Genomic DNA, 12,173 nt, shown 5'->3' with positions numbered 1-12,173 from the left:
TGCCCGGAGGGGGCGAGCAGCGGAGCTGGAGGCCGACTTAGTGTTGCAGGATCTTGCTCAGGAAGTGCTGGGTGCGTTGGTCGCGGGCGCTCTGGTCACCGAAGAACTCCTCTTTGGTGCAGTCTTCGATGATGCTGCCCTTGTCCATGAAGATGACCCGATTGGCGACCTTGCGGGCAAAGCCCATCTCGTGGGTCACGCACATCATGGTCATGCCTTCGTGGGCCAGTTGCACCATCACATCCAGCACCTCGCTGACCATTTCCGGGTCCAGTGCCGAGGTCGGTTCGTCGAACAGCATGACGATCGGGTCCATCGCCAGGGCGCGGGCGATCGCCACACGCTGCTGCTGGCCGCCGGAGAGCTGGCCGGGGTGCTTCTTGGCATGGGCGCTGAGGCCGACGCGTTCGAGCAGGGCCAGGCCCTTCTTGGTGGCTTCCACCTCGCTGCGGCCAAGTACCTTGCGCTGGGCGATGGTCAGGTTCTCGGTGATGGTCAGGTGCGGGAACAGCTCGAAGTGCTGGAACACCATGCCGACCCGCGAACGCAGCTTGGGCAGGTTGGTCTTCGGGTCGGCAATCGAGGTGCCATCGACCACCACGTCGCCTTTCTGGAACGGTTCCAGGGCGTTGACACACTTGATCAGGGTGGACTTGCCCGAGCCCGACGGGCCGCACACTACCACTACTTCACCTTTCTTGACGTCGGTGCTGCAGTCGGTCAGTACCTGGAAGTCGCCGTACCACTTGTTGACGTTCTTGATGGAAATCATACGGTGATCCTTTTTTGCAGGCGCTTGACCAGCCACGAAGCGGAGAAGCTGATGATGAAGTAGACAACCCCGGCGAAGATCAGGAACTCATGGGAGCGCCCGATGATGTCGCCGTTGGAGCGTGCCGAGTTGAGGAAGTCGACCAGGCCCACGGTATACACCAGCGAGGTGTCCTGGAACAGGATGATGCTCTGCTGCAGCAGCAGCGGGGTCATCTTGCGGAAGGCCTGGGGCAGGATGATCAGGCGCATGGTCTGGGCGTAATTCATGCCCAGTGCTTGAGCGGCACCCATCTGCCCTTTGGAAATCGACTGCACGCCGGCGCGGACGATTTCGCAGAAGTACGCCGCCTCGAACATCATGAACGCGACGACGCAGGAGGTGAACGCACCGACGGGGGTATCTTCGCCGGTGATCCAGCGCAGCACGAACGGCACCGCCAGGTAGAACCAGGTGATCACCAGCAGCAGCGGGATCGAGCGGAAGTAGTTGACGTAGGCACCCGCCACACGCGACAGCAGCTTGCTCGACGACAGGCGCATCAATGCCAGCAGGGTGCCGAGCGCGATGCCGCCGACCACGCCCATGACCATCAATTGCAGGGTCATGACCATGCCGCCCCACAGGGCAGGCAGGGCCGGGATGATTTCGCTGAAATCCATGTCCATTTACTTGCCCCCCACGGAAATCAGGCCAGGCACGGCAACTTTCTTCTCGACCAGGCGCATGAGCAGCATCAGGCCCATGTTCAGGGTGAAGTAGATCAGCGTGGCCAGGGTGAATGCCTCGAACAGGTTGGCGGAAAATTCCGCCGTCTGTTTGGTCTGTGCCAGCAGCTCCATCAGGCCGATCAGCGAGGCCACCGAGGAGTTCTTGAACACGTTGAGAAACTCGGAGGTGAGCGGCGGAATGATGATCCGGTACGCTTGCGGCAGCAGCACGTTGGTGTAGATCTGCGGCAGGCTGAAACCCATGGCACGGGCGGCGGCCTCTTGGCCGCGGGGCAGCGCCTGGATACCGGTCCGCACCTGTTCGCAGACTCGCGCGGCGGTGAACAGGCCCAGGCAGACAACCACGCTGATCAGCGCCGAGGTGGTCGGGTTGAGGTCCTGCTTGAACCATTCCTGCAGGCCCTCGGGCAGCAGGTCCGGTACCAGGAAGTACCAGATGAACAATTGCACCAGCAGCGGTACGTTACGGAACAGCTCCACGTAGGCGGTGGCGATGCCCGATACAAGGCGGTTAGGCACGGTACGCATGACGCCGAGTACCGACCCCAGCAGCAGTGCGATGATCCAGGCGGTGATGGCGATGGCGATGGTCCAGCCCAGGCCGGTGATGTACCAGTCCAGATAGGTTTCGCTGCCCACGCCGGTGGACTTGAAGAACACGCCCCAGTCCCAGTTGTAATTCATCGGGATTTCCCCTCAGACGGTTGTTTCACGGGCACCTTCGAGCATCCGGGGGCGCTCGGCGCCCTCGGATGAAAGGTTAGACACTAATGAGTGGCCTGCAGAATAGATTCGTGCGCTTGCGCACCAGGCCACTATCTGAGGATCAGGACTTCTTCTCGTCCGCGGCCTTGTCGGTCGGCTCGGCGATCAGTTTCTTCAGTTCGTCGCTCATCTGGAACTGCAGGTTCAGGCCTTTTGGCGGGATCGGTTGCATGAACCACTTGTCGTAGCTCTTGTTGACTTCACCCGATTTGAAGTAGCCCACGATGGCGTCGTCGACCGCTTTCTTGAACGCAGCGTCTTCCTTGCGCACCATGCAGCCGTAGATTTCGTACGACTGTGGAGTACCGGTGATGACCCAATCTGCAGGTTTACGCGCCTTGGCCATTTCACCGGCCAGCAGGGCGTCGTCCATCATGAAGGCCACGGCGCGGCCGCTTTCGAGCATGTTGAAGGCTTCACCGTGGTCCTTGGCGGAAATCACGTTCATCTTCATCTGCTTGTCGGCGTTCATCGCCTTGAGGATGCGCTCGGAGGTGGTACCGGCGGTGGTCACCACGTTCTTGCCGGCCAGGTCCGGGAAGTCTTTATAGGATGGCTGACCGTCCTTGACCTTGGTCAGCAGACGGGTACCGACTTCAAAGATGCCGACCGAGAAACCGACCTGCTGCTGGCGCTCGACGTTGTTGGTGGTGGAGCCGCATTCCAGGTCGACGGTGCCGTTCTGCACCAGAGGAATACGGGTCTGGGAGGTGACGAGGTTGTACTTGACCTTGATGTCGGTGCCCAGCTGCTTCTTCAGCGCTTCGACCACAGCGAGCTGGATGTCGTGGGAGTAGCCGACGGGCGTGGTGCTGCCTGCCAGGTAGGAAAATGGAATGGATGAGTCACGGTGCCCCAGTGTGATGGTGCCCGAGTCCTTGATCTTCTTCAGGGTGCCGGTCAGCTCCTCGGCCATGACAGGCGAAGCGATGACTGCAGCCGCGATGGCGGCGCCCAGCAATTGACGAACGATACGCATCAAATTTTCCTCGACGTGTTTGTTTTTTTTATGGAGCCGTTGGCGGACTCTTTCGTTCAACGAATACAGCATGAAGCGGTGCATTCGGCTTCCAAGTGTAGAGCATGACTCGTGCCAAACTCTGTGAATGATCATAACCCCCCGAAAAGCCTGGGCATCAGCCCTATCTCAAGGTTTTTCTGGATTAACCCATAGTCGGAACGCCGAATGCGTGGGTTTTTTTCGTTCGGCAATCCGAACGGGGGCATCAGCTTTAAGTAACACACCGGCATGAAACGCAAATGTTGAGCTGGCTGCCTCATCATCAGGAGCGCATGCCGTGTCCGTCATTCCGATCCCCTCCGATTCCGTCGATGCCTTCATTGCCCGCCAGCTTGCCGATTGGCTGAGAACTGCCAATGTCGATCTTCTTCTGACCTTGCACAGGGCGCTGCGCCAGCAGCAGGCCGCTGCGGAAAATGTCAAAAACAGGTTGGCAGGCATTCCCAGCCTGGAGGCTTTTGCCACGCCCCTGCTCGAAAAGGCATTGCGCGCCAAGGGCCTGGACGATGTCGATGTGCGAAGCATGCAGGTCTACATCGAGGACGATGTGCCTCTGCCCAGCGCAGCACCACGCCTGCATACACCGTGGAGGACACTCCACAGCGTGCAACCGTTGCTGACGGCTGCGTTGCATAATTTTCACGAGGACGAGACCTTGCCGTCACTCCATCGACGTGCCTACCTGCAGGACGGCCGTGGGGAGAAGCTTTCGCTGAAGTTCGAAGCGTTTGCCCGCTGTTGCAGGGAACTGGACATTGGCGGCCAGTATCAGAACATGCTCCGCTCGCAACTTTTTCCCACAAGCAGGCCCCCGGCACCCGAGGGTTTTGCCCGTGTCGCTGTAGAGCGCATGTTCGAAGAAAACCTGCGTGCCCAGCTGGACGTTGCAGTGCGTATTGCAAGGATCAAGTCCGAGCTGGACGAAGTCGACTACTTGCGCTTGTTGCCGGTGTTCGCAAGCAACCCCATCGTGCCGGCGACCCCGGGTGTTGTCACGCCCCGCCAGTTATATCTGCTGGGCAAGCGTATCCATGGTCTTGTCACCCTGGAGCTACGCGAGCGTGCTGAAGGGCCGCTGGTGGGGATCATCAGTTGGATACCGCGGGATCCGTATCGGCCGGTGACCAGGCACGCCTCCTGGGAGACCTTGTACCAGTCATTGGCCAAACGGTTGCGTGCGCCTCATTACCGATCCTTTTTCAGACGCTTCATCAGTGAACGCGACCGGCCCAGCTTCACGGCCACCCTGGAGCGCCTGATCGAAGCCAGCAGCGTGCAAGCGCCAGCTGTTCTGGATGGGCGCAATTTCGCCATCGATACGCCCTTGTTCGCCTATCTGCGTGGCTTGCAGGTCGACAAGATGCTTGATGATGCAAGAATCCTGGCAGTGCCCACCGCAGACGAAACCGCCATCGAGCGCCATCAGCGGCTGGAAGCGCTCAAGAGTGCGGGGCTCGATGTGCTCAACCTGGCTGCGCTGTTCATTCCGGTATTGGGGGAGGTGATGTTTGCCGTGGCTGCGGTGGACGTGGTCAGCGAAGTCTACAAAAGCTATGCCGATTGGCGGATAGGGGACCGCCAAGGGGCACTGGATCACCTGTTTGGCGTGGCAGAGAACCTTGCTGTCGGTGCCGCGGTGGGCGTCGGGGTAGTGGGTGTGGGCCGGGTGCTGGAACGGGTGCCGTTTGTCGATGCGCTCACGCCCCTGCACGAAGGCGAGGGCCGCTGCAGGTTGGCGGACCGGCCGCTCTCGCCCCATCACCTCGATGGCGGTGGCCCGCTGATGCGCAGATTTGGCGGGGACTTCGCGCAAGCCTCTGACCAGACTGCCGAAACGCTGCTTCGGGTAACCGGGCTCGGACACAATCAGTTGCGCCATCTGCACCTGCAAGAGGCGCCAGCCCCAGCGCGGCTGCTTGATGCCCATGCACGCCACGAGTGCCATGTACTTGAGCCGCACCTGCGTGGCGCCGCTTTCGAGCGCGAACTGGCTATTCGCCAGGCTGTACCCTCTGCTGCTGGCGCAATACTGATGAGGGTATTTCCGGGCTTGTCCGTGCGTTGCGCCGAAGAAATTCTCGAGCTGGCAAACGGTGAGCAAATCAAGGCGCTGCTGGCCAGTGGTCGTGTGCCATTGGCAATGGCCGAGCGTGCACGCTGGTTCTTGCGGGAAAGTCGGCTGGACCGCGCACTGATGGGGTTCGAGCATGAAGGTGAGATCAATTTCGATACCCAGCGCTTGGCCTTTGAGCTGATCAATGAACTGGCGCCTTGGCCGCCGTCGGTGCGCATTGAACTGCGCCTTGGGGAAGCGGGCGGTCGCTTGCTGGCGTCGAAGGGCGCTAACGACGCGTCGCAAGTCAGACGCATCATCCAGACCGAGCAGGGTTATTACTTGAGTGATGCCACCCCAGCAGGGTCAGCTACGGGCTTGTTGCCGTGTTTGCTGCACACCCTGGAGGACGATCAGAAAGTGGCGCTTGGCGGCCCCGAGTTGATGGCCCCTGAACTCGGCCAAAGGCTCTCCCGACAAGCCAGCGTCGATCGCGAAAAAGCCGCAAAAATGATGGGCTTGCCGCCTATCGCTGAACGCTATCGACCGCCGCAGCGCATAGCAGACGGCCGAATTGGCTATGCACTGAGTGGCGGCGGCGAGAGCAGCCGTCAGGCGATCCGGCGCGGCTTACATGAAATTTTCCCTACCCTGACCGATGCTCAATTGGACGCTTACCTGCTCGACCTGATGCAACGCAGGGTCGGCCTTTGGGACCATCTCAGCAGCCTTCAGCAGCGGCTGGAAAGCCTGCGCGGTGCACTTGACGCCTGGCAGCGGCAGCGGGTGAGCTTCATGGATGGGCTCAGGCGGCGACGCGTGGCCAACCAGATTCGTCGTGCCTGGCGGCGCAAGACGGTCGGCCTTGCCGGTGATGACTTTGTCCTGCATATCGATGGCGAACAGGTGGGCAGCTTGCCGGCCTTGCCGGCAGGCATCGAGTTTGGCCATGTGCGACGCTTGACGTTACGCAACATGAGCCTTGAGCAGGTCGATGAGGATTTCCTGGGCAGGTTCACCCACCTGCGCGAACTGGACCTGCGGGACAATCAGTTGAGCACCTTGCCACTTGGCCTGGAACGTTTAACCGAGCTGCGTACGCTGCGACTGTCGGGTAACTGGATTACCGTCGATGGGGCGGGCAGTCAAAGGCTGGCAAGCCTTGCGATGCTCCAGCAACTTGATCTGAACTATAACCCCTTGGGCCAGGCGCCAGACCTTTCAGGGTTGCGTAACTTGCGCGAAGTGTCGCTGCGCGGAACCGGGCTGCAAGAATTGCCAGATGACGGCCAGATGCCTTGGAGGGGGTTAGTGGATGTTCGCGAGAATCAGATTCGTCAGTTGAACGGGCAGTTGCGCAGCTTGAGCGATCGACTGCAACGGTTGGCACTGCATGACAACCCTCTGGACGAAGCGGGCGAGGAGCTGATTGCCCACAGTCACACGGTTGCGACCCTCCACCGGCGTAGCTCTTATCAACACGCCATCGCCGACAGTACGCTGCTGGATCGATGGATGGAGGGTACCGACGAAGCCGTACGCACCCAGCGCACGCAGATCTGGACGAGTTTGTCTCAGGAGACACAGTCGGTAGATCTGTTTCGTTTTCTGGCAGATTTCGCAAGTTCTGATGACTTCCTCGATCACCCGCGCTACTACCGCGCCAGGGTGTGGCGGATACTCGAGCTTTGCGCGGACAACACTGACGTGCGTGAAGCGGTGTTCTGGCAGACGCAAGGACGCAGGACCTGTGAGGACCGGCTGTTACTGATCCTCAGCCAACTGGAAGTCAGAACCCATATTGCCTTGCACGCGGCCGGTGAGGGGGGCGCGCGGGCCGAGGCGACCTTGCTGAGGCTCGGGCGCTCGCTTTATCGCCTGGACGAAGTGGACAGTATTGCCGCTCGGCATATCCAGGAAATGCGCCAGGACCCTTTTGCCGCGGTGGATGACATCGAAGTTTACCTTGCCTACCGGGTTCACCTGGCTGACAGGCTCGATCTACCGGCCCAACCGCGGCATATGAATTACCTTGAGCACAGCGGTGTGACCCGTACGCGGATCATGCGTGCGGGTGCTAGTGTGCTGGCCGGTGAAAATACCGACGTGCTGAGCCAGTCACTGGCGCAACGAGAGTTCTGGCAAGGCTATGTGCGCAATCGCTACCCTGAGCGCTTCGAAGCCTTGGCCGCACCGTTTCATGAACAGCTGGAGGCTTATGAGCTTCAGGCTGGCGACTCGGGCGAGCAGCAGTACCTTGAGCGCGCTGCGGCATTGATGGAAACGCTAAATGGCGAAGAGCGTGCCCTTTACCTGCAGTTGGCAAAGGAGGCGTACGGTCGGGAGTTCTGAGTGCGGGCGACCGTCAGGCGGTCGCCGCGCAGGGTTCAGGCGGCGTTGCTGCGTGCGTCGCCCTGAGCAAGGTAATCAGCCAGTGCGCGCTGTTCGCTGTCGCTGGTGAACAGGCCCAGTTTGGTTCTGCGCCAGAGGATATCCTGAGTGCTGACAGCCCATTCGGTTTCGCGCAGGTAATCGACTTCCCGGGTGAACAGGCCACCACCAATCGCCTGGCCCAGATCGTCCGGGCCGTTCACACCTTCCAGCAACTGCCAGGTGCGGCTGCCGTAGGTCACTGCCCAGCGCTTGGCGATATCCGGCGCGAGCCATTGGTGCTGCGTGAGCAGGTCGTCGACCAGGGCCTGAGGCGTGCTCATGCCTTCACCACCGGGCAGGGCAGAGTGGGCTGTCCAGCTCTGGCTCATCTGGCTGAAAAACGGCTTGAGTTCTGCCATGGCCGACTCGGCCAGCTTGCGGTACGTGGTCAGTTTGCCGCCAAACACCGACAGCAAAGGCGCCTCGCCTTGAGCGGCGGAAAGCGCGAGGGTGTAATCACGGGTGACGGCGGACGGGTTATCCGATTCGTCGTTGCACAGCGGGCGCACGCCGGAGTAGGTGTGCAGGATATCGCTGCGGCTCAGTTGATGATTGAAGTGCGCGTTGACCACCTTCAGCAGATAGTCGGTTTCCTGCTCGGTGATCGCCACCTTGGCCGGGTCGCCGCTGTACTCGCGGTCGGTGGTGCCGATCAAGGTGAAACGGTCCAGATAGGGGATGCAGAAGACGATACGTTGGTCTTCGTTCTGCAGGATGTAGGCGTGATCCCCTTCGTACAGGCGCGGCACGATCAGGTGGCTGCCCTGGATCAGGCGAACGCCGTACGGCGCATCGAGCTTGAGGTCATCCTTGATGAAGCTGGCGACCCAAGGGCCGGCGGCGTTGACCAATGCCCGGGCGCGAATGCTGTGCACGCTGCCATCGGCTTGCTGCAACTCCACGTGCCACAGGCCGTCGACGCGTTCGGCGCGCAGGCAACGGGTACGGGTATGGATGTGTGCACCGTTTTCGCGTGCGGCCATGGCGTTGAGCACCACCAGGCGTGCGTCGTCAACGGCGCAGTCGGCGTATTCGAAGCCACGGGTGATCGCCGGTTTGAGCGGGTAGCCCGGGCCGAAGCGCAGGCTGCGCGAGGCGCCCAGGCGCTTGCGCTTGCCCAGGTGATCGTAGAGGAACAGGCCGGCACGGATCATCCAGGCCGGGCGCAAGTGCGGGCGGTGTGGCAACACGAAGCGCATGGGCTTGACGATATGCGGCGCCTTGGCCAGCAGCACTTCACGCTCGGCCAGTGCTTCGCGGACCAGCCGGAACTCGTAGTGCTCCAGGTAACGAAGGCCGCCATGGATCAGCTTGCTGCTGGCGGAGGAGGTGTGCTGGGCCAGGTCGTCCTTTTCGCAGAGGAAGACCTTGAGGCCACGCCCGGCGGCGTCGGCAGCGATGCCCACGCCATTGATGCCACCGCCGATCACGGCGAGGTCATAGCAGTCGGCGAGGGGGGGCTGGGACGAAACGGGCTGGGACACGGGCAAGGCCTCCTGGGGCTGTTCACATCGAATATGAACATTAATGTTCGTTTCCGAAAATATTAGCGCAATGGAAAGGCAGTATCCAGTCGTGGGTTATAGAAAAAACTGATTGAATGAGAAGGAAATGAACAAATTCGAAAATCGCGGGGGTGTTGGCGGGGTGTTCTGGAAGGGTGTGGGGTTGCAAGTGCTTGTCACAACATCTTTGGCGCCTGTGAGATCGAGCGCCGCCCGCGCGGCGCTTCGCGGCGCAAGGCCGCTCCCACATTTGTTTCGGGCCAGTGAGGCCTGTGGCATTTGCGCGCGCCCCCTTGTTTGTACGACGCGATATCGAGGCGGGCTCCAAAGGGGTCGCGCCAATACCTCAGGAATAATTGGCCGAAAACAAATGGGGGAGCGGCCTTGTGCCGCGAAGCGCCGCGCGGGCGGCGCTCGATTTTGACGCCCCTGCAAAACTCAAGACAGGCGACTTTCAGCCCTCACTCTATTCCCAGCCAGGCCTTCGAAGTCCCAGGGCTCAAACCACCTCAAGGCGAATCTTGTACTGATTGAGCAACTGGTTCAGGGCCGCCGTGGGCGTCTGGTCGGTCACCAGGCAATCGACCAGGTTGATCGACCCCAGGCGAACCATGGCATTGCGCCCGAACTTGCTGGAGTCGGCAGCCAGAATAACCTGCCGGGCATTGGCAATGATTGCCTGGGAAACCCGAACTTCCTGGTAGTCGAAGTCGAGCAGGCTGCCATCCTCATCGATGCCGCTGATCCCGACCAGGGCGAAGTCGACCTTGAACTGGCTGATGAAATCGACACTGGCCTGGCCCACCACCCCACCATCACGCCGCACCGTGCCACCGGCCACCAACACTTCGAAATCGTCCTTGGCAGCCAGAATCGAGGCCACGTGCAGGTTGTTGGTAATCACCTTCAGGTGGCTATGGTTCAGCAACGCACGGGCAATCGATTCGGTGGTGGTACCGATGTTGATGAACAGCGAGGCATGGTCGGGAATCTGCTGGGCAACGGCATCGGCGATACGCTGCTTTTCATCGCGCATCTGGTCGGCACGCATGGCGTAGGCGGTGTTTTCGATGCTCGAATCGTAGGCGGCGCCACCGTGGTAGCGGCGCAGCAGGTTGAGCTCGGCGAGCTGGTTGATGTCGCGCCGGATGGTTTGCGGGGTGACGACGAACAGCTGTGCCATTTCTTCGATGCTGACGTAGCCGCGTTCGCGTACCAGCTCGAGGATTTGTTGTTGGCGGGGGGGCAGATTCATGGGCGGTCCTTTTGGGCAGCCGGACAAATTCTGCAATGATGCCGTAGGAAGGGGATGACGGCCAGCGGACGTTGGTGTCGGCGTCATCGCAGGCAAGCCCGCGATGACGCCGCACGCTTCAACGCCGATTCAAACCGCGTGGTCTTCCCAGTCGCGGGTACGATCGACCGCCTTCTTCCACCCGGCGTACAGCTTCTCTTTTTGCGTCTCATCCAGTTGTGGGCTGAACTCGCGCTCGATGATCGCTTTGTCGCGCAACTCGTCCAGGCTGCTCCAGAAACCACAGGCAAGGCCCGCCAGGTAGGCGGCGCCAAGGGCTGTGGTTTCACGCATTTTCGGGCGCTCCACGCAAGTGCCGAGGATGTCGGCCTGGAACTGCATAAGGAAGTTGTTGGCTACCGCGCCGCCGTCGACGCGCAGTTCGGACAGGCGTTGGCCGCAATCCTGTTGCATGGCGTCAAGCACGTCACGGGTCTGGTAGGCGATCGATTCCAATGCAGCACGGATGATATGGTCGACCTTCACCCCACGCGTCAGGCCGAACAGGGCACCACGGGCATAGGGGTCCCAGTAGGGGGCGCCCAGGCCGGTGAAGGCGGGCACCAAGTACACACCGTTGCTGTCCTTGACCTTGCTGGCGAAGTACTCGGTGTCGAGGGCATCGTTGACGATCTTCAGTTCGTCGCGCAGCCACTGCACGGTGGAGCCACCGTTGAACACGGCGCCTTCCAGTGCGTAGGCCACTTCGCCGCGGGGGCCGCAGGCGATGGTGGTGAGCAAGCCGTGGGACGACGTGACGGCCTTGTCGCCGGTGTTCATCAGCAGGAAGCAGCCGGTGCCGTAGGTGTTCTTGGCCTGACCGGGCTCAACGCACATCTGGCCGAACAGCGCGGACTGCTGGTCGCCGGCGATACCGGCGATGGCGATGCCGCTCTTGGTGTGGCCGTAGACTTCGGAAGAGGGGCGTACCTGGGGCAGCATCTGGCGTGGAATGCCAAGAATTTCCAGCAGCTTGTCGTCCCATTCCAGGCTGTGGATGTTGAACATCAGCGTACGGGAGGCGTTGGTGTAGTCGGTGACATGCACCTTGCCGCCCGAGAACTTCCAGATCAGCCAGGTATCGATGGTGCCGAACAGCAGTTCGCCGCGTTCGGCGCGTTCACGGGCACCTTCGACATTGTCGAGGATCCACTTAAGTTTGGTGCCGGAGAAGTAGGGGTCGGTGACCAGGCCCGTGGTCTCGCGGATGTAGTCTTCGTGGCCATCACGCTTGAGCTGCGCGCAGATTTCGGTGCTGCGGCGGCACTGCCAGACAATGGCGTTGTAAACCGGGCGGCCGGTTTCCTTGTCCCACACCACCGTGGTTTCGCGCTGGTTGGTGATGCCGAGTGCAGCGACCTGGGCGTGGCTGATGCCGGCCTGAGCCAGGGCTTCGACCATGGTGGCGCTCTGGGTGGCGAAGATCTCCATCGGATCGTGTTCGACCCAGCCAGCCTGCGGGTAGTGCTGGACGAATTCGCGCTGGGAGGTGCCGACCACATTGGCGTCGCGGTCGAAAATGATCGCTCGCGAGCTGGTGGTGCCCTGGTCCAGGGCGATGATGTAGTGCTTATCCAGGGTGTCTGTCATGGTCGTTGG

8 protein-coding genes are annotated in these 12,173 nt (G+C 61.0%); 1 reads left to right on the top strand and 7 read right to left on the bottom strand.

Annotation, left to right across the window (positions count from 1 at the left end; genetic code table 11):
- Nucleotides 1-37 precede the first annotated feature (37 nt).
- The 4 genes from PC358_RS22520 to PC358_RS22505 all read right to left on the bottom strand — a co-directional run bounded on the left by PC358_RS22520 (nt 38) and on the right by PC358_RS22505 (nt 3,247).
- The gene (locus PC358_RS22520; protein ID WP_033702683.1) at nt 38-772 is read right to left on the bottom strand and encodes an amino acid ABC transporter ATP-binding protein; all 735 of its coding nucleotides are present in this window, start codon (nt 770-772) and stop codon (nt 38-40) included.
- A complete protein-coding gene (locus tag PC358_RS22515; RefSeq protein WP_033702682.1) occupies nt 769-1,440 on the bottom strand; it encodes an amino acid ABC transporter permease in 672 nt (223 codons plus the stop codon). The genes PC358_RS22520 and PC358_RS22515 overlap by 4 nt, the downstream gene beginning before the upstream one ends.
- Nucleotides 1,441-2,187 (bottom strand): amino acid ABC transporter permease, encoded by a 747-nt coding sequence (locus PC358_RS22510; protein WP_033702681.1) that lies wholly within the window; start codon nt 2,185-2,187, stop codon nt 1,441-1,443.
- 142 nt (nt 2,188-2,329) lie between these two features.
- Entirely contained in the window at nt 2,330-3,247 is a 918-nt protein-coding gene (locus PC358_RS22505; protein WP_033702990.1) for a glutamate/aspartate ABC transporter substrate-binding protein, read from the bottom strand.
- A gap of 319 nt (nt 3,248-3,566) precedes the next feature.
- On the opposite strand from PC358_RS22505, the gene PC358_RS22500 reads away from it, so the two are divergent.
- Nucleotides 3,567-7,694, top strand: a complete 4,128-nt coding sequence (locus PC358_RS22500) for an NEL-type E3 ubiquitin ligase domain-containing protein (protein WP_033702680.1) — start codon at nt 3,567-3,569, stop codon at nt 7,692-7,694.
- A gap of 35 nt (nt 7,695-7,729) precedes the next feature.
- On the opposite strand, the gene glpD is transcribed toward PC358_RS22500, so the two are convergent.
- The 3 genes from glpD to glpK form a co-directional block, all read right to left on the bottom strand.
- Entirely contained in the window at nt 7,730-9,259 is a 1,530-nt protein-coding gene (glpD, locus tag PC358_RS22495) for a glycerol-3-phosphate dehydrogenase (protein WP_033702679.1), read from the bottom strand.
- Between the two features lie 520 nt (nt 9,260-9,779).
- A complete protein-coding gene (gene glpR, locus PC358_RS22490) occupies nt 9,780-10,535 on the bottom strand; it encodes a DNA-binding transcriptional repressor GlpR (protein ID WP_033702678.1) in 756 nt (251 codons plus the stop codon).
- 129 nt (nt 10,536-10,664) lie between these two features.
- Nucleotides 10,665-12,164 (bottom strand): glycerol kinase GlpK, encoded by a 1,500-nt coding sequence (glpK, locus tag PC358_RS22485; protein ID WP_033702677.1) that lies wholly within the window; start codon nt 12,162-12,164, stop codon nt 10,665-10,667.
- Between the last annotated feature and the right edge of the window lie 9 nt (nt 12,165-12,173).

Origin of the sequence: Pseudomonas capeferrum, assembly GCF_000731675.1 — a bacterium.
GTDB classification, from domain to species: domain Bacteria; phylum Pseudomonadota; class Gammaproteobacteria; order Pseudomonadales; family Pseudomonadaceae; genus Aquipseudomonas; species Aquipseudomonas capeferrum.
Note: the sequence above shows the minus strand (reverse complement) of the source record. Positions and strands in the feature narration are given on the sequence as shown.

What these genes read in the sequence shown, in the direction of transcription:
- PC358_RS22515 (WP_033702682.1), bottom strand. Translation starts at nt 1,440, where the DNA reads ATGGACATGGATTTCAGCGAAATCATCCCGGCCCTGCCTGCCCTGTGG.
- PC358_RS22505 (WP_033702990.1), bottom strand. Translation starts at nt 3,247, where the DNA reads ATGCGTATCGTTCGTCAATTGCTGGGCGCCGCCATCGCGGCTGCAGTC.
- PC358_RS22520 (WP_033702683.1), bottom strand. Translation starts at nt 772, where the DNA reads ATGATTTCCATCAAGAACGTCAACAAGTGGTACGGCGACTTCCAGGTA.
- glpR (WP_033702678.1), bottom strand. Translation starts at nt 10,535, where the DNA reads ATGAATCTGCCCCCCCGCCAACAACAAATCCTCGAGCTGGTACGCGAA.
- PC358_RS22510 (WP_033702681.1), bottom strand. Translation starts at nt 2,187, where the DNA reads ATGAATTACAACTGGGACTGGGGCGTGTTCTTCAAGTCCACCGGCGTG.
- glpK (WP_033702677.1), bottom strand. Translation starts at nt 12,164, where the DNA reads ATGACAGACACCCTGGATAAGCACTACATCATCGCCCTGGACCAGGGC.